General features: G+C 48.1%; 15 protein-coding genes. 5 read left to right on the top strand and 10 right to left on the bottom strand.

Annotation, left to right across the window (positions count from 1 at the left end; all coding sequences use genetic code 11):
* Positions 1–3: 3 nt before the first annotated feature.
* The 5 genes from infB to scpB form a co-directional block, all read right to left on the bottom strand.
* A complete protein-coding gene (infB, locus tag A2X74_RS04385) occupies positions 4–2787 on the bottom strand; it encodes a translation initiation factor IF-2 (protein WP_299764626.1) in 2784 nt (927 codons plus the stop codon).
* Between the two features lie 13 nt (positions 2788–2800).
* On the bottom strand, positions 2801–4282 hold the full coding sequence (gene nusA, locus A2X74_RS04380) for a transcription termination factor NusA (RefSeq protein WP_215334709.1): 1482 nt from the start codon (positions 4280–4282) through the stop codon (positions 2801–2803).
* Complete coding sequence (gene rimP, locus A2X74_RS04375) at positions 4279–4770, bottom strand: ribosome maturation factor RimP (protein WP_215303141.1); 492 nt, start codon at positions 4768–4770, stop codon at positions 4279–4281. The genes nusA and rimP overlap by 4 nt, the downstream gene beginning before the upstream one ends.
* Positions 4771–4943: 173 nt before the next feature.
* The gene (gene rluB, locus A2X74_RS04370) at positions 4944–6704 is read right to left on the bottom strand and encodes a 23S rRNA pseudouridine(2605) synthase RluB (RefSeq protein ID WP_293624588.1); all 1761 of its coding nucleotides are present in this window, start codon (positions 6702–6704) and stop codon (positions 4944–4946) included.
* Between the two features lie 6 nt (positions 6705–6710).
* A complete protein-coding gene (gene scpB, locus A2X74_RS04365) occupies positions 6711–7484 on the bottom strand; it encodes an SMC-Scp complex subunit ScpB (RefSeq protein ID WP_293624590.1) in 774 nt (257 codons plus the stop codon).
* A 201-nt stretch (positions 7485–7685) separates the two neighbouring features.
* On the opposite strand from scpB, the gene A2X74_RS04360 reads away from it, so the two are divergent.
* Together A2X74_RS04360 and A2X74_RS04355 are read left to right on the top strand one after the other, a co-directional pair.
* Entirely contained in the window at positions 7686–8600 is a 915-nt protein-coding gene (locus A2X74_RS04360) for a patatin-like phospholipase family protein (RefSeq protein WP_293624592.1), read from the top strand.
* Positions 8601–8657: 57 nt separating this feature from the next.
* A complete protein-coding gene (locus A2X74_RS04355; protein WP_293624594.1) occupies positions 8658–9614 on the top strand; it encodes a hypothetical protein in 957 nt (318 codons plus the stop codon).
* A gap of 8 nt (positions 9615–9622) precedes the next feature.
* On the opposite strand, the gene A2X74_RS04350 is transcribed toward A2X74_RS04355, so the two are convergent.
* The 5 genes from A2X74_RS04350 to A2X74_RS04330 form a co-directional block, all read right to left on the bottom strand.
* A complete protein-coding gene (locus A2X74_RS04350; protein WP_293624596.1) occupies positions 9623–10306 on the bottom strand; it encodes a C40 family peptidase in 684 nt (227 codons plus the stop codon).
* A gap of 136 nt (positions 10307–10442) precedes the next feature.
* Positions 10443–12122 (bottom strand): dipeptide ABC transporter ATP-binding protein, encoded by a 1680-nt coding sequence (locus A2X74_RS04345; protein ID WP_293624598.1) that lies wholly within the window; start codon positions 12120–12122, stop codon positions 10443–10445.
* Positions 12119–13144: an ABC transporter permease gene (locus A2X74_RS04340; RefSeq protein ID WP_293624600.1), complete on the bottom strand. Its 1026-nt coding sequence runs from the start codon at positions 13142–13144 to the stop codon at positions 12119–12121. Before A2X74_RS04340 ends, A2X74_RS04345 begins: the two co-directional genes overlap by 4 nt.
* Positions 13141–14205, bottom strand: a complete 1065-nt coding sequence (yejB, locus tag A2X74_RS04335; protein ID WP_293624795.1) for a microcin C ABC transporter permease YejB — start codon at positions 14203–14205, stop codon at positions 13141–13143. The genes A2X74_RS04340 and yejB overlap by 4 nt, the downstream gene beginning before the upstream one ends.
* Before the next feature lie 11 nt (positions 14206–14216).
* Positions 14217–16088, bottom strand: coding sequence for an extracellular solute-binding protein (locus tag A2X74_RS04330; protein WP_293624602.1), 1872 nt, complete (start codon positions 16086–16088; stop codon positions 14217–14219).
* A gap of 50 nt (positions 16089–16138) precedes the next feature.
* Between A2X74_RS04330 and fabI the strand changes: the two genes are divergently transcribed.
* Genes fabI through A2X74_RS04315 form a run of 3 tightly spaced genes read left to right on the top strand, consistent with a single transcriptional unit; the run spans position 16139 to position 19162 of the window.
* On the top strand, positions 16139–16924 hold the full coding sequence (gene fabI / locus A2X74_RS04325) for an enoyl-ACP reductase FabI (protein ID WP_293624604.1): 786 nt from the start codon (positions 16139–16141) through the stop codon (positions 16922–16924).
* Positions 16921–18246, top strand: coding sequence for a chromate efflux transporter (chrA, locus tag A2X74_RS04320; RefSeq protein WP_293624606.1), 1326 nt, complete (start codon positions 16921–16923; stop codon positions 18244–18246). Before fabI ends, chrA begins: the two co-directional genes overlap by 4 nt.
* A gap of 31 nt (positions 18247–18277) precedes the next feature.
* Complete coding sequence (locus A2X74_RS04315; protein ID WP_293624608.1) at positions 18278–19162, top strand: MaoC family dehydratase N-terminal domain-containing protein; 885 nt, start codon at positions 18278–18280, stop codon at positions 19160–19162.
* Positions 19163–19176: the final 14 nt, after the last annotated feature.

Below are 19176 nucleotides of genomic sequence, written 5' to 3'. Positions count from 1 at the left end.
CTCTTAAAGTGTTCTAGCTACTTCAGTAACTTCAAATGCTTCGAGTTGATCGCCCTCTTTAATGTCGTTGTAGCCTTTTAATGACAGACCACACTCAACACCAGCGCGAACTTCTTTTGCATCATCTTTAAAGCGCTTGAGAGAATCTAATTCGCCAGTCCAGATCACTACGTTGTCACGCAAGAGGCGGACACTAGAGGTGCGCTTAATAACACCATCGAGCACCAAACAACCCGCAATCGCACCAACTTTAGATACCAAGAAGACTTGACGAATCTCCACCATACCGGTGATTTCTTCTTTCTTATCTGGTGTCAACATGCCGCTTAAGGCTGCTTTCACTTCATCAACTGCGTCATAAATAATGTTGTGATAACGAATATCGACACCATTGTTTTCGGCTAACTTACGTGCCGCACCATCCGCACGAGAGTTAAAGCCAATAATGACCGCCTTAGAAGCAACAGCTAGGTTAACGTCAGTCTCAGTAATGCCACCCACCGCTGCGTGAACGATTTGCACCTTCACCTCTGCAGTAGATAATTTTTGCAATGACTGTGACAGCGCCTCTTGAGAGCCTTGTACGTCCGCCTTAATGATCAATGGCAACAACTTCGCCTCAATCGCACCCTCTTCCATGTTTTCCATCATGGTTTCGAGTTTGAATGCTTGCTGTTTAGCCAACTTCACATCACGGAACTTGCCTTGACGGAAGAGTGCGATCTCACGTGCTTTACGCTCGTCAGGGACTACTTGAACCGCCTCACCCGCAGCAGGAACCTCGGATAAACCTTGGATCTCTACAGGGATAGATGGGCCAGCTTCGTTACATGGCTTGCCGTTTTCATCCAACATCGCACGAACGCGACCGTAGGTTGAACCCGCCAACAACATATCGCCACGCTTGAGCGTGCCAGACTGAACCAAAATAGTGGCAACAGGACCGCGACCCTTATCCAAGCGCGCCTCGATAACGAGACCTTGCGCAGGAGCATCTTTCGCTGCCTTGAGTTCCAAAATTTCTGCTTGCAAGAGTACGTTCTCAAGCAAGGCATCAATGCCGTCACCCGTTTTTGCGGAGACACCAATGAATGGCACATCACCACCGTATTCTTCTGGAACGACTTGCTCAGCAACTAACTCAGTCTTAACGCGCTCTAAGTTCGCTTCTGGCTTATCAATCTTATTGATAGCTACAACAATCGGAACGCCACCAGCTACCGCGTGGGCAATCGCTTCTTTCGTTTGTGGCATCACGCCGTCATCGGCTGCAACAACCAAGATCACGATATCCGTAGCCTTAGCACCACGAGCACGCATTGCCGTAAAGGCTTCGTGACCCGGAGTATCAAGGAAAGTAATCATGCCGCGCGGAGTTTCAACGTGATAAGCGCCAATGTGCTGAGTAATACCACCAGCCTCGCCAGTAGCAACCTTAGCCGCACGAATCTTATCGAGCAAGGATGTTTTACCGTGGTCAACGTGACCCATCACCGTCACAACTGGTGGACGCGGCAATAACTCTGCATCGTGACCAGTAATGCCGAGATCTAAATCTGGATCATCTAACTTAGCAGCATGGGCTGTATGACCCATTTCTTCTACGATGATCATGGCAGTATCTTGATCTAAGATCTGGTTAATCGTTACCATCTGACCCATGCCCATCAAGAGCTTAATCACTTCAGCACTCTTCACGGCCATTGCATGAGCTAACTCAGCAACAGTAATGGTTTCAGGAACATGAACATCACGTACAACAGGTTCTGTTGGAACTTGGAAGTTGGTATCGACGTTGGCTTCTGCAATTTGACGTTGCTTTCTTCTGCCACCACCCGAACGCCAACCGCCTACACCACCAGAGCTGTCGCCACGAGTCTTGAGGCCACCAGGTTTCTTGGCACCTTCTTCTTGCCAAGTAGATGAAGTCTCTGCAGACTTAATTGTCTTACCACCAACCTTAGCAACTGCTTTTTTCTTATCGTCCGCACCTTCAGCTTTAGCGGGCTTATGTAGCGTGCCTTTTTTAGCTTCTTCGGCAGCAATTTCACTTGGCGCTTTGAGAACACGTGCTGGCGTGCTCATCATGTCGCGAATCGCTAAAGCTTCAGCTTCAGCAGCGGCACGACGTTTTGTAATATCAGCTAACTGTGCTTTATTGGCATCAGCGACATCTTTGGCAACTTTATCCGCTTGCGCTTTCTTGTCAGCAGCTTTTGCAGCCGCAGCAGAACCATCGTCATCGGACTTGATTGCTTTCTCAACAACAGGCTCAGCTGCACTTGCGGCAGCTACAGCATCAGCCTCTTTTTGACGAGCATCTTCTGCCGCCTTCATTTCCGCTTCTTGACGTGCTAATAATTCCGCTTGACGAGTTGCCTCAGCCGCACGCTTTTCTAACTCTTCAGCAGAGAGGATGGGTTTAGCAGGTGCCGCAGGAGCAACTTCTTTAGCAGCTGGAGCCGGTGTCTCTTCAGGAGCTTTATCTCCCGCTTTAACTAGTACGCGTTTTTTACGAACCTCAACCTGAACGGTGCGAGTACGCCCAGCAGAATCTGCCTGACGAATCTCGGAGTTTTCGCGCTTGATTAAGGTAATCTTTTTACGGCTACCTGTATCCGCACTGCCATGCTCTTTTTGCAAATGCTCGAGAAGGACAGTCTTGTCCTTTTCGGTAATGCTGTCGTCCTCAGAACCTTTTTCGATACCGGCCGCCTTCAATTGCTCTAGAAGGTCAGGCGCGGTACGTTTTAATTCTTTAGCGAGTACTTTTACTGTTGTTGCCATGTACTACTTCCTCTCATGAAGTAAACCAATGTTCGCGCGCTTTCATGATGAGCGTTTTCGCGGTTTCTTCGTCAATTTGTGTCGCCTCAACTAGCTCATCAACAGCCAGTTCAGCTAAGTCGTCACGTGTGTGAACTTGATTGTCAGCAAGCTTCGCAATCAATTCAGTAGTCATTCCCTCGAGGGAGCGTAAATCTTGTGAGACTTCGCCAACGCGCTCTTCTTTGGCTAATTCCATAGTCAAGAGAGAGTCACGTGCACGAGTACGCAACTCGTTTACGGTGTCTTCGTCGAAAGAATCGATTTCTAACATTTCAGAAAGTGGTACATAAGCAACCTCTTCCAAAGTATTGAAACCTTCTTCAATCAAGATGTCAGCAACTTCTTGGTCAACGTCCAATTTGTCCATGAACAATTGACGTACAGAAGCCGCTTCTTTTTCTGTTTTCTCAGCAGACTCTTCTGGAGTCATGATGTTGATCTGCCAACCAGTCAATTCACTAGCTAAACGAACGTTCTGTCCGCTACGGCCAATCGCAATTGCCAAGTTCTCTTCATCAACCACCACATCCATGGCGTGACGCTCTTCGTCAACAACGATGGAAGACACTTGAGCTGGAGCCAAAGCGCCAATCACAAACTGTGCTGGATCTTCTGACCACAATACGATGTCCACTGCTTCGCCAGCTACTTCGTTACGAACTGCAGTAACACGCGTGCCACGAACACCAACGCAAGTACCGATTGGATCGATACGCTTGTCATAAGTAATCACGGCAATTTTTGCGCGGATACCAGGGTCACGAGCTGCGCCCTTAATCTCTAACAAACCCTGCTCCATCTCTGGAACTTCGTTCTCAAACAACTTGATCAAGAAATCAGGGCAAGTACGTGAGAGTTCAATCTGGGGGCCACGGGCTTCACGATCTACTTTAAGGATGTAGGCGCGGACGCGGTCACCAGAACGGAGGTTCTCTTTAGGGATCATTTGATCGCGACGGAGCAACGCTTCAACACGGCCAGATTCAATGATCAAACCATTCTTATCAGCACGCTTGACGGTACCGGTCATGACTTTTTCGCCACGCTCAAGGTAGTCATTCAAAATCTGCTCACGCTCAGCATCACGAATACGCTGCAAGATCACTTGCTTAGCAGCCTGTGCGCCGATACGGCCAAAGGCCAAAGATTCGATTTGCTCTTCAATGTATTCGCCAACTTCCATGTCAGGGAATTGCTCAAGCGCTTCAAAATGAAGGATTTCTTTATCTGGCTCTTGGAGACCAGCTTCATCAGGAACAACCAACCAACGACGGAAGGTTTCGTATTCACCAGACTCACGATCAATCGATACGCGAATATCCACATCTTCTGTCGGATAACGCTTCTTAGTGGCTGATGCCAACGCCATTTCTAGCGCCTCAAACACAATCGCTTGATCTACGTTCTTTTCACGCGCTAAGGCGTCTGCCAACATGAGAACTTCTCGGCTCATGACTTTCTTCCTTTGAAATCAATAACAGGGACCAACCGAGTCTTATCGACCTCGGCTAAAGAAAACTCCAATTGAGATTCAGTGCCATCAGCACCTTCAAACAACAAACCAAATTTCGCATCAGGCGAATCTAATTCACCACTCAGCAAACCTTGCAACACACCACGAAACTTCTTGCGATCGCCAACGGCAACTCGCAACTTCAAATCCACTTCCATTCCAGAGAAGCGCTCGTAATCAGCCGCTGACTTCACAGGGCGATCCAGACCAGGAGAGGAAATCTCTAGACGCTCAAAGGGAATGTTTTCCACTGGCAAGGTGTAGCTCAGTTGGTGACTTACCTTTTCGCAATCCTGGACATTAATCAAGCGCTCGTAATCCGGGTTTTCAATCGTGACGCGCAGCAAACCTCCGGCTTCACGCTCGATATCGACTAGCGTGTACCCTAGGTTTTCTACTTCTGCAGAAATAATCCGCTGATCTTTCACGAATACCCTTCAATCCAAAACGGCAAAAAAAAATGGGCTTCAAAGCCCATATTCTCGAAATTCAGAACAGGCCGACTTACGTTGATCGCAACATCAGTCGGTAACAACTCAAAACAGCAGCGAACTGCTGTAAGACCAAAATTATAGCCGATTTAGAGGAAAACTGATAGAAATCAGAAGCTTTCGCTTGGATTTCGAGGTTTTCTAGGGCCTTTATTGAAAGGTTTGCGCCCTTTTGGTGCTCCCCGTTTAGGGCCATTTCCAGGACTTTGGGGGCTTGCAGTCACAAAAGCAGACTGTCCATGATGGACTTTTTTGCCTTTATTACGGTTTTGACCTTGGCCACCCTGACCGCCACCCTGACCACCAGCGCCTGGACGACCACCCTGGGTGCGACCCCGGAAAGGACCACGACCTTCGCCAGAACCACTGCCACCAGGCTTTCCACCTCTGCTTTGATGGGTTAAGGCACCATGGCCACTGGCCTGGGTGAGCGCATCCCGTGAACCCCAGTAAGAAACTGAGGTTTGCATTGGATCGGGCTGAAAGTCCTCACCAGCAGGAGAGCGGCGATCGCGACCCTGAGGATTTGGATTGCGGCCTTTATCTTGTGGCTGAGGCATTTTTAAACCTGCAAACTTCATCAGGTTATAGATACCGCCAGCCTCAATCTCCTCCCATTTACCCCTTCTCAAGCGTGGGGGTAACAAGAAAATGCCGTAACGAGTTCGAATTAAGCGCGATACCGTATGGCCAACCGCCTCAAACATGCGGCGAACCTCGCGGTTGCGACCCTCAGTCAAAGCAACGTGATACCAACGGTTTGCACCTTCCCCACCACCCATGGAAAGACGTAAAAATTTAGCCTGGCCATCATCTAAGGTAATGCCGCTCTTTAATTGAGCCATATTCTCTTGGCTCAGATCACCCAAAATACGGACAGCGTACTCACGCTCAACACCGTAACGAGGATGCATCAAGCGATTGGCTAACTCACCAGACGTGGTGAATAACAAAAGACCTTCGGTATTAAAGTCCAAGCGGCCTACTGCAATCCAGCGCCCTTGACGCGGTTTTGGTAAACGATCAAATACGGTTGGACGGCCTTCTGGGTCAGATTGACTTACGATCTCGCCGGCAGGCTTGTGATACATGATGACGCGCGGCGGCTTAGTCTGTATCTTGCGATGCACTGGCTTACCGTTAATACGCACTTGATCGGTAGGTCCGATACGTTGGCCAATATGTGCCGGTAAACCATTTACAGATACGCGCCCTTGAATGATTAGGTCTTCCATATCGCGACGTGAACCCATGCCGACATCAGCCAGCACTTTGTGCAACTTCACGGTATCTTCGTCGTCAGCGTCGTCGTCTAAACCATCTAGGTCGGACCAAACTTCATCACGCAAACTCAGCGGCAAATCATCGATGTTTGCAAATTGCAAACTGCTCATCTCATCATCGCTAGGCATATCAGCATCATCATCATGACGCACACGTTGCGCGCGGCGCTCTGCACCAGTCTGATGAGAAATCTCATTCTCGTTAAGGCCATCAGGATTTTTAACTTCAACAACCTCTGGTGCATCTAATGCAGCATCGAATTCTCCAGAAACCACTGATGCAAATAAGGCTTCGCTCTCTGCTGGATTTGGTGCGAGCTTAGCGGATGCATTATTGCCTCCCTCGCGCTGGCCACCAGACTCACCGCCCTCACGACGAGGCCGATCTTTATTGAATGGGCGTTTCTTATTAAATGGATGCTTGCTAGCGCCCGCACCTTGGCGGCGTGGACGACGCTGGCCGCCTTCACGCCCTTCGCGGCCTTCACCCCTCGCACCTTCTGCGGGATTAGGTGCGGCTTCAGAGCTAGGGGAATTGTCCGATGTCGGTTTAATCGGAGATGAATCGTTTTCGTTATGACTTGTCATTAATAATTATTTTTGTTCGTCTGATTTGTCTTCAGACTCTGGGGTAACTTCTTCTACTTCTTCACTTGTCTCTTCGCTGATTTCATCATCAGCAATCTCAACTTCTTCGTTGTTGGATTCTTCGTTGTTGGATTCTTCATGCGCTAATTCTTCGCTTGCTGACTGAATAATCGGTTGACCGTTTTCATCCAACTCGATGACTGTTTCCACCGTAGCGCTCGGATCAAACTCCATCACCGCTTGACCCAATTGTTCTGCTGCAGCCATCGGCGCAGCGTCTTCTAACATTGGCAAACTTTGTAAATTCGTGAGACTCAAGTCATCTAAAAATTGTTTGGTAGTCGCGTATAAACCTGGGCGGCCGATAGTCTCTTTATGCCCAATGACTTCGACCCAACCACGATCTTCCAACTGTTTCATCACATTACTACTCACCGCAACCCCACGAATCTCTTCGATTTCACCACGGGTTACTGGTTGACGGTAAGCAATAATCGCTAATGTTTCCATCACCGCACGGGAATACTTTGGCGGCTTTTCAGGAGTCAGACGATCGAGATATTCGCGCATTGCTAAGCGGCTCTGAAAACGCCAGCCAGTAGCAATATGCACCAACTCCATGCCTTTATCTTCCCAGGCCTTTTGCAGCTCCAATAGAGCATCATCAATTTCGCCAGCAGCAATATCTTCAGCAAATAAGCGCGTCAGATCGGCAACTGTGAGTGGTTCTTGCGCGCACAAGAGGGCTGTTTCAATTACGCGTTTATTGTGATCATCCATAAAATTCGGGCTATCAGGGAGGGCCTGATGAGACTATAAAAATGTATTTCAGTAATGGGTTGGTGGTTTTCTGGTGGCTCTATTTAGCTACTACGGGCAATTCATCTCCGAAATTCCTTATGGGAGAGCTGCCCGCGCTGAAACGAAGTCTTTTTCGCTCACCGTTTGGCCATTATAAGGGAGGCTCAATACAATAGCCACATGCATGAAATTACAGTCCCACCCCAAGCCTCATCCCTCGAGACTGATACAAGGCGCCGTTTTCTAGGTTTAAGCCTAGGTTTAGGCGCCCTCATTGGGGGCTCAGGCCTAACTGGGTGTAGCTTAATGAGCAACCGCAAGCCTGTAGTCGGCCTAGCTCTTGGCGCTGGAGCAGCCCGAGGCTTTGCCCATGTAGGGGTCATTAAGGCTCTAGAAGCTCAAGGTATTCGGCCCGATATTGTGGTCGGGAGCAGCGCTGGCAGCGTCATTGCTGCATTACTTGCCTCTGGCGCTACCGGCAATGACCTAAACCGACTTGCTTTAAATCTGGATGAAGCCACTATTGCCGACTGGGGACTTCCTTTTGTCGGAAGATTTGGTGGCCTCATCAAAGGGGATGCCCTTCAAAACATGGTCAATCGTGAAGTGCAAAATAAATCGATCGAGCAAATGCGCATCCCATTAGGAATTGTGGCGACTGACCTGCAGTCGGGCAAAGGCATTTTGTTTCGCTCTGGCAACACAGGTCTAGCAGTGCGCGCCTCATGTAGTGTTCCAGGCGTATTCCAGCCAGCAGTCATTAGCGGCAAAGAATATGTCGATGGCGGCTTAGTCGCTCCAGTTCCTGCAAGCTATGCAAGACAGATGGGTGCAACTCTAGTCATTGCAGTCAATATCTCTTCGGAACCAGTTCATCAAGATGCCAGTGGAACCATTGGCATCATGCAGCAGACGATCTCCATCATGCAGCGAAGTATTAATCAGTACGAACTTAAAAGTGCTGATATTGTGATCACTCCTCACCTCAAGCAAATGAATAGCAGTGATTTCAAATCCAGAAATGCAGCCATCCTCGCAGGAGAGGAAGCCGCTCAAGAGCAGATGGCAGCTCTAAAAGAAAAACTTCGATCCTAGCCCCAGGGCTAACTTCCCAAGATGGGGTGATTGATTTAGGATTCGGTGCAATTGTTTATGAAATCTATCCCCACCCTTCTACAAGTTTTGATCGCGCTGGCACTGAGTACGCAAGTGCATCTCGTTTATGCGCAGAGCGGCCAATTCACAACGGCAGCCAATAACTACCTTAAGAAACGTACTGATGCCTTCATGACCATCACGGGCTACTCACTCACCCCAGATGTCACCACCGGATCACTCTCGATTACCGATAAAGGCGGAGAAAATCAAAATTTACAAATGATTTCTCTTGGGGGTGGAGACCGTATTAGCGCCAACTTCCCACTCTATCTTGAGGGCACGATTGCATTTAATCGCTACGATCCAACATTTACTGACGGCATAGGTAACACGAGTGTTACGGTGCCCGTCAAATGGACTGGCATTACCGGAACCGGCGGTGTCGGCTGGGACTTCCCGCTAACAGATACTCTACGCATTCGCCCAATTGCCAACGTCATGCTGGGCCACGTCGAGAGCGACCTCTCGATTGCAGGTCGCATCATAGAAAATAAAACAGGAGTAGACCTACAGTTCTTAAATGGAGGTCGAATGAATGCTTATGGTCTTGGTGGCTCATTAATGCTTGACTATGAGGACTACAAACCCGAACGTGAATACGATGCAGAGTTGCGCTACACCAATATCGCCATCAACACCTTTGATAGCTCCACCGCCGTTCAAGGATCTGCAGACTCTCAAAGTTTAGGATTGTGGGCCAGAGCCAGATACCCCACACCTCTAACCGTATTAGAGAGGCCATTACGAGCTGTCTTTGAGGTGGCGCATACCGAGTTTCTTGGCCAGCTCCGCGGGGCTCTTGGGTTCGATTCACTCTCCTCTGTAGGCACCGGAATAGAAATTGATCGTAGTGCCTCAGACCCCATGTTTAGTAGGGTGCGACTAGTTTTTCGGTATCAATTTGGACAGAACGTCCGAGGAACTTCTATAGGCTTAGCAGCAAGCTTCTAAAGTAAAAATTAGAGGCTGCGAGATTTGCGTTTGAGTTTATTCACTTCATTCAACAACTCTTGACGCTCTGCATCACCCAAGTTGTCACTACCATCTAAACGGCGCGCACCATCAAAACGCTTATCCCAGTAGAGACTACTAAGATCGTCTACACGCACACTAGTGCCCTTGGATGGAGAGTGGATAAATTTATTGTCGCCAACGTAAATGCCAACGTGAGAGAAAGTTAAACGCATGGTGTTAAAGAACACCAAATCACCAGGCTGCAATTCTTCGCGGGTGATGGGCTTACCTACGCGACTCATCTGAGTGGATTTGCGTGGCAATAAAAAACCCAATTTATCTTTAAAAACATAGCCCACAAAACTACTGCCGTCCAAACCGGATTGTGGCAACTCTGCATCCCAACGATAACGCACACCAATCACTTCCATGGCGCGATTAATCAACTCATCTGATTTACCGGTAACTGAATCTGCCAAACGATCTGATGCACGAATAAAGTAAGACTTACCTGTTTGGAACATGCTTTGCTTAGGAGCTTCAGTAGACGCCTCAACTGGAGCTTCTTTTGAATCATCCAATGCAGTATCTGCTGCCAACGCAGGATGCGTAGCAAACGCGAATGCAATCAGCGTAGCCGTTGACATTTGCTTAAGCAGCGCTGGCAAGAGGTCTTTTTTAAGTGACATCAATCCATTCTAACAAAGAAGAGCTATTTCAACAAACGCTAGCTCTGAGGCTAATGCCTTGTTTTAAAACAAGTATTTTCTATTACGGTGCATAAATGCGCCAAAATGGCACCTTATTGGGGCGCCTACTTAAAGCTTAAGTTAGCTCAGCAGCCGTGAATAGCTCTTTGGTATAGGTTTGGCGAGGGTGCTGAATCATAGTCTCAGTATCACCAAACTCCACCACCCTACCCGCTTTGAGCACCATGACCTCATGGGACATTGCTCGAATAACTGCCAAATCATGACTAATCATCAGGTAGGCCAAGTTGTATTTTTTCTGGAGCTCAGTCAATAGGGCAAGCACTTGTTTTTGAATTGATACATCCAATGCTGAGGTGGGCTCATCTAAGACCAAGATCTGTGGTTTGAGGATCAGAGCGCGGGCAATTGCAATACGTTGCCTTTGGCCACCCGAAAATTCATGGGGATAACGCGTGAGTGCAGAACGATCAATGCCGACTTCTCGAAGAATATCTAAGACGCGCGACTCACGTTCTGGCGCAGACAAATCTGGAAAGTGCACATCCAGACCTTCTGAAACTATTTGCATCACATTCATGCGTGGAGAAAGTGAACCAAAAGGATCTTGAAAAATTACCTGCAAACTGGAACGCATAGCGCGGCGCTCTGCTGGCTTTAACTTTTGCCAATCATTTCCCAGCACATCTACATCGCCCGTAATTTCTGCGGCAGTGTCACCCAATAATCCTAAGACTGCCATGCCTAAAGTAGTCTTACCTGAGCCTGACTCACCAATGACACCAATGGTTTGTCCTTGCTTGAGTTCAAAACTTACCTTACGCAAGACCTGATGACCTGGAGGCTTTTTAAACCAAGCAGCAGCTTCAGTCCCTGGGTAAGAGACAGATAAATGCTCCGTCTTGAGCAGGACGGGTGCCAATGGCATTACTGGCGCCAGATCACGCACAGGCGCGCTATTTACCAAGGCTTTTGTATAAGGATTATCTGGGTGTTCGAACACTTGCTTAGTTGACCCAACTTCCATCAAGTTTCCCTGATTCAATACGGCAACACGATGAGCAAAATGCTTTACTAAATTGAGATCATGCGTAATCAAGAGAATGGCCATGCCACCATGATCCCTAGACTCTTCTTGCAACTCTTTGAGTAAATCCAAAATCTGCAAACGCAGACTAACGTCTAAAGCGGTGGTCGGCTCATCCGCAATGAGCAATCTCGGCTTGCACGCTAAGGCCATGGCAATCATGGCCCGTTGACGCTGCCCACCAGACAATTGATGTGGGTAGGAGTGGAAGCGCTTCTCTGGCTCCGGGATACCCGTCTTCTTAAGCAACTCAATTGCTGCAGACATCGAGTCTGCTTTAGAAATTAAAGGTTGATATACCTGCACAGCTTCAACAATTTGATTGCCAATGGTGAATAAAGGGTTAAGTGCAGTCATGGGCTCCTGAAAGACCATGGCAATCTCACGACCCCGAATCTCACGAATATCTTGAATCGGTAAATCCAGCAAATTGACTGCTTGATTGCCAGCATTTGTATGCTGACCGTTCCACAAAATGCGGCCCGATGTTTTTGCACCCTCGGGCTCAAGACGCAGTGGCGCTAAGGCAGTCAGAGTTTTGCCTGAGCCAGACTCACCAACCAAGGCAACGCGCTCACCCACCCCAATCTCGAGATCAAGATGGCTAACGGCAAATTTTTCACGCCGACCAGTACCGAAGGAAATTGAAAAATCCTCGTAGCGAAGTAATGGCGAAGTTTCTGAATTCAGTTTTGCTGTGGAACTCATGAACGCCCTCCACGCATAGCACCAGACTTGCGAGAATCAAAAGCATCGCGCAAGGCCTCACCCATAAAGGTAAGCAAGAGCAAAGTGGCTACCAAGACCACAAAGGTCGATAGTGAAATCCACCAAGCATCTAAATTACTTTTTCCTTGAGAAAGTAACTCCCCAAGACTGGGAGTGCCAGGCGGCACACCAAGACCTAAAAAATCCAAACTCGTGAGAGACAAAATCGCCGCACTCATTCTGAAGGGCAGAAAGGTAATGACTGGTGTCAAGCTGTTGGGCAGGATATGACGACGCATGATTTGTAAGTTCGTTAAGCCCAACGCTCTGGCAGCTCGCACATATTCCAATGCACGATTACGGAAAAACTCAGCACGCACATAATCAGAAAGACCCATCCAACCAAATGCTGCTAGCAAAATAATCAAGAGCCAAATGCTCGGGTTAAAGATGGAAGCAAAGATGATCAGCAGATATAACTCTGGCATCGCAGACCAAATTTCAATCAAGCGCTGAGAAACCAGATCAAACTTACCGCCAAAGAATCCCATTAAAGAGCCGGTGATGATACCTACGCTCACACCAACAATAGTGAGTGCTAAACCAAACAGAATTGAGAGACGGAAACCATAAATCAAGCGCGCGAGAACATCGCGCCCCCGATCGTCAGTACCCAACCAGTTGTCAAAAGATGGTGGCGCAGGATTGGGTACTTTTGAAAAGTAGTTCAGTGTTTCGTAGCTATAAGGTATCGGGGGATAAATCGCCCAATTACCATTGCTCGTAATATTGCGACGAATATCGGGATCTAAAAAATCTGTTGGTGTAGCGAAGTCGCCTCCAAACACTCTCTCGGGTTGTGATTTCACAATCGGGAAATAAAACTTACCTTCGTAGCGGACTATCAAGGGCTTGTCATTGGCAATAAACTCAGCGCATAGAGATAGGCCAAACAAGGTCATAAAGATCCAAAGACTGGCATAACCCATACGGCTGTTTTTAAATCGATGCCAGCGGCTCATGAGCCACCTCCAGCACCAAACTGAATGCGCGGATCAATATAGACATAACAAAGATCCGAGATCAATTTAGTGAACAAGCCAATCAAGGTGAAAAGATAGAGCGTTCCGAAAACCACCGGATAGTCACGTCTCATAACAGACTCATAAGACAGTAAACCCAGGCCATCCAAAGAAAACAGAGTTTCAATCAGCAACGATCCAGTAAAGAAGGCACCAATGAATGCTGCTGGGAAGCCTGTCACCAAAGGCAAGAGCGCATTACGGAAGACATGCTTCCAAAGCACTTGCTTCTCGGTGAGGCCTTTGGCTCTCGCAGTTAACACATACTGTTTACGAATCTCTTCCAGGAAGGAGTTCTTCGTCAACATCGTGATCACTGCAAAACTTCCTAAAACTGAAGCGGTAATCGGCAAAACCAAATGCCACAAATAATCCATGACCTTCCCAATCATGCTCAACTCACTCCAGTTATCTGAAGTGAGTCCGCGCAGCGGGAAAATCTGCAAGAAACTACCACCGCCAAAGATGACGAGCAAGAGAACACCCAATACAAATCCTGGGATGGCATAGCCTACCAAAATCATCGTGCTCGTCACCGCATCAAAGCGAGAGCCATCCCTGACCGCCTTGGCAATACCCAAGGGTATCGACACCAAGTAAGTGAGAAAGAAAGTCCATAAACCTATGCTGATAGATACTGGCAATTTAGAAACCACTAACTGCCAGACACTTTGATGTTGGTAGTAACTCTGACCGAGATCAAATTTCGCAAAACGCTTGAGCATCATGAAATAACGCTCTACTGGCGGCTTATCAAAACCATATAAAGCCTTAACCTCAGCCAAGCGCTCGGCATCTACACCTTGGCGGCCACGATAGTTGCTTCCGCCACCTGAAGATTCAGCACCACTGACTGCGGCATCACCCTTGCCTTTTAACTCCAGCATCAACTGTTCTACTGGACCGCCCGGCACAAACTGCACTACAGCAAAGGTAAGAGTTAAAACACCTAATAAGGTGGGAATCATCAAGAGCACGCGCTTGAAAATATAAGACCACATTTGCCCTTGCATTAGCGCGCCCCTTCTTTCCACCAATTGAGCAAAATCCAAGATTCGGCGGTGTAATACAAAGGAGGTTCTGGGTAGCGCATCTCTTTACGATACGCGATTCGGTGTGTCGGGTTGTACCACTGCGGAATCACGTAATAACTATTCCACAGCACACGATCTAAAGCTCTAGTAGCTGCACGCAACTCTTCACGGGTCTGGGCTTTAACAACCGCGTCCACTAAGGCATCGACCACTGGAGATTGAACCCCGATCACATTGTCAGAGCCTTTTTCTTTTGCAGCCTGACTTCCAAAGCGATCCCACAATTCATTACCGGGGCTTTGTGAGTCCGGGAAACGAATGGTAGTCATATCAAAGTCGTATTCATCCATGCGCTTCTGATGCAAAGCAAAATCACTTGTCCGAATATCCACCTGAATACCCAGCTTCTCTAAATTACGCACATAGGAAGAAATCACTCTTAAAAAGAATGGGCCATCTTCGACCATCTCAAAACGGAAAGGCTCGCCTTGCATATTGCGTAAGGCACCATCTCGATATTGCCAGCCAGCCTGAGCCAATAAATCTCTTGCTTTGCGCAGGTTCTGACGCAAGCTGTCAGGGGCAGCAGTTGAAGGTGCAGGAGGCATTGGACCAAAGACTGCATCCGGCACCCACTTAGGATATTGCGCCTTCAGAGGTTTAAGTAATTTCAATTCCGCTTCAGTGGGTTTGCGAGGACCATCAAAATTAGCACTCAGATCACTATTGGTAAAGTAGCTATTAATACGGCTGTATTGCTCGAAGAAAAGCTGGCGATTTAACCACTCAAAGTCGAGCGCATAACCCAAGGCTTGTCGCACACGCGGGTCCTGAAAAATCGGACGGCGTACATTCATGGCAAAACCTTGCATGCCTGCGCCGTTGTGATTTAAAAAAGCTTTCTTCTCTAGAGTGCCGTCATTAAATCTGGGGCCAACATAACTCTTTGCCCAATTCTTAGCGCGGTACTCAACCAGAGCATCGAACTCTCCAGCTTTAAAGGCTTCTAGGCGAACGGCATCATCGCTATAGAGCTTGTAGTTCACGCGATCAAAGTTATAAAAACCGACACGGACATTAAGCGTCTTACCGCCCTGATCAGCCCAGTAATTTGGGTTGCGCTTAAAGATCATGGTCTTACCAGCTTTGTAAGACTCAATGACATAGGGACCGCTCGCTATCGGTAGCTCAAAGGTTAACTTATCAAATGGCGTAATCGTGCCATCAGGCTTCTTGCCCCAATTACGAGAGAAGATTGGCAAGGTACCCACCATCACCGGTAATTCAGGATTGCGATTCTTAAAATCAAAACGGATTACCCGATCAGAAACCACTACCGCTTGCTTCACATCGGCATAGACCGTTTTAAATTGCGGATTAGCAAGTGAACTCATCAAAGTGTCAAAGCTGTGTTTGACATCACTAGCTAAGATCGCACTGCCATCCGAAAACTTCGCCTCTGGACGAATCCGAAACACCACAGACATCTTGTCGGGTGCGACCGCAATATCTTCTGCGATCAGACCATAGGCACTGGAGACCTCATCCGCACTGCCTACCGCCAAGGATTCAAACATCAGCTGAGCTATGCCAGGGGCAGCCACGCCACGTAAGGTAAATGGATTGAACTTATCAAAACTTGTCCGGCGGTCCGGGTTGGGCAAAGTGAGCGTGCCACCCCTAGGAGCATTCGGGTTCACATAGTCAAAATGGCTAAATCCATCCGCGTACTTGGGTTTGCCGTACTGAGCAATTCCCTGGGCACCCTGAGCCGAATTGACTGCTACCCCAGCCAGAAGGGCTAAGAGCAGCAAAGTGGGGATTTGGCGGATGGCAGGGTGCATGGGCATATATGCAACAATTGTAGATAGCAAACCACATTTGAAGCAAAGGACACGATATGGGCTTTCTCGCTGGCAAAAAAATTCTGATTACCGGCCTTCTTTCTAACCGCTCAATTGCCTATGGCATTGCCAAGGCATGCCACCGCGAAGGGGCTGAATTAGCCTTTACCTACGTTGGTGAGCGCTTTAAAGACCGCATTGTTGATTTCGCTAAAGAATTCAATACCGAGCTGATTTTTGACTGCGACGTTGGTAGCGATGAACAGATTTCAGCCCTCTTTAAGGATTTAGCGAAGACTTGGCCGCAGTTTGATGGCTTTGTTCACGCAATTGGCTTTGCGCCACGCGAGGCTATTGCAGGCGACTTTTTAGAAGGTCTGTCGCGCGAAGGCTTCAAAATTGCTCATGATATTTCTGCTTACAGCTTCCCAGCGATGGCAAAAGAAGCTTTGCCAATGTTGCGTGACAAGTCATCCTTATTGACTCTCACTTACTTAGGTTCAATGAAGAATGTACCTAACTACAACACCATGGGTTTAGCCAAGGCATCCCTTGAAGCCTCTGTTCGTTACCTCGCCGGCTCCGTTGGCCCTAAAGGTATTCGTGCTAACGGCATCTCTGCTGGCCCAATTAAAACTTTGGCTGCCTCAGGCATTAAAGGATTTGGAAAGATCCTAGAGGCCGTTGAACAAACTGCACCACTGCGTCGTAACGTCACCATTGATGATGTTGGCAATACCGCCGCCTTCTTGCTATCTGATTTAGCAAACGGAATCACCGCTGAAATTATTTATGTTGATAATGGCTTTAGCCAAGTTGTTGGTGGAATGGACGAAGTTTGAGCGTTCCACTTCGCAAAGCCCTGAAATTTTGGGCCAAGCTAGGCTTTATTAGCTTTGGTGGGCCCGCGGGGCAAATTGCTGTCCTCCACCAAGAGCTTGTTGAAAAGCGTCGCTGGATTTCTGAGCGGCGCTTTTTACATGCGCTGAACTATTGCATGCTGTTACCGGGGCCAGAGGCTCAGCAATTAGTCACCTATATTGGCTGGCTCATGCATCGCACTTGGGGTGGGGTTCTAGCCGGCACCCTCTTTGTTTTGCCTTCTCTCTTTATTTTGATTGGCCTATCTTGGGTCTACCTAACTTTTGGCCAAGTACCCTGGATTGCCGCTATTTTCTTTGGCATCAAACCTGCCGTTACCGCCATCATTCTGCATGCTGCAGTCCGTATTGGTAAGCGTACAATTCACAATCACGCACTACGTTGGATTGCACTGGGATCTTTTCTGGCGATCTTTATATTTAACCTGGCTTTCCCGATCATTGTTATCTTTGCGGCCTTGATTGGCATTTGGGGTGGTAAGCGTTTCCCAGAATATTTTCAACAAACTACTCCTCACAATAAAGTGGGTGAGACGCATGCCCCTGCCATCATTGACGATCACACGCCAACTCCAGAGCATGCCAAGTTTTCCAGAGAGCGGTTTGTAATACATAGCTCAGTAGTTACAGCGCTCTGGCTTATTCCATTTATTGCATTGGCCCTGATTTTTGGATGGAAAACACTTTATCCGCAAATTGCTTGGTTTTTCACTAAGGCCGCCTTTCTCACCTTTGGTGGTGCTTATGCAGTTCTGCCCTATGTTTATCAGGGCGCTGTCGATCAATTTCATTGGCTCAGCGCCGGTCAAATGATGGATGGGTTAGCGCTTGGAGAAACTACCCCTGGACCGCTCATCATGGTGGTGGCTTTTGTTGGCTACCTAGCTGGCCACATTCAACATCTCATCGGCAATAGCAATCCATTTTGGTTTGGCGTACTTGGTGCCTGCGTTGCCACCTGGTTTACTTTCCTTCCCTCTTTTTTCTTGGTCTTGGTCGGCGGACCGCTCATTGAATCCACACATGGCAAGTTAAGTTTTACTGCTCCACTCACAGCAATCTCTGCCGCTGTAGTTGGCGTCATTGCCAATCTTGGGCTGTTCTTTGCCTATCACGTCTTTTTTCCACATGGTCTAGGCGGCTCCATCTCTTGGATTTCGATTGCAATTACCTTGCTTGCAGGCTTAGCGCTGTTTAAGTTTCAAAAAGGTGTGATTAGCGTGTTAACTGGCTCAGCCTTAGCCGGCTTACTCAGTTATTTATTAGCGAGTTTATTGATCTAGACCCATCGCATTTAGAGCTGAAATTGGCATAATGGAAGTTATGCGAATCGAACCTCAAACCATCACCCATCTTCAAGAGTGGCTCGGCAAAACCGAGACTCTTCAAGACATTGTTACTGCAGCTCCAGTCAAAGCCTTATCGGCAACGCTCGATCGACCAGACCCTGCACCGAATGACGGCACTTTTCTTCCGGAGTTATGGCATTGGCTCTATTTTTTGCCTTGCGCCCTTCAATCTGAAATCGGACCTGATGGCCACCCTAAGCGTGGCGGATTTTTACCACCCGTACCGCTACCACGTCGGATGTGGGCCGGCAGCCGAGTTCAATGGCTAGCTCCGCTCGAAGTAGGTGATGAGATCGAGCGCGTCTCCAGAATTGAATCTGTGACACACAAAGCAGGTCGCACTGGTGATCTCATTTTCGTATTGGTAAAGCATGCAATCTCCAATCAAAATGGCTTAGCCTTAATTGAAGAGCATGACATCGTGTATCGCGATGCACCTGGCCCAGACGATAAGCCCGTTGCACCCACACCAGCACCCACAGATGCACAGTGGACAAAGACTATTACACCTGATGATGTTTTATTGTTTCGCTACTCAGCACTAACGTTTAACGGCCATCGCATTCATTACGATCGCAAATACGTCACTGAAGTAGAGGGCTATCCTGGCCTTATTGTTCATGGTCCTTTAATTGCAACCTTATTGGTAGATCTGGTGCGCCAAAGCATTCCAGGCTGCAGGTTGAAGAGCTTTGAGTTCCGCGCCATTCGCCCTACTTTTGATATCAATCCTTTTAAAGTCAGCGCAAAACCCGATCTCGAGAGAGATCCATCTGGAAAAACCATCTCTATTTGGGCTGAAGATCACGAAGGCTGGCTCACTATGCAAGCCACTGCAGTTTTAGCCTAGGGAATGATTTTGTT

Origin of the sequence: Polynucleobacter sp. GWA2_45_21, assembly GCF_001830325.1 — a bacterium.
GTDB lineage: Bacteria > Pseudomonadota > Gammaproteobacteria > Burkholderiales > Burkholderiaceae > Polynucleobacter.
Note: the sequence above shows the minus strand (reverse complement) of the source record. Positions and strands in the feature narration are given on the sequence as shown.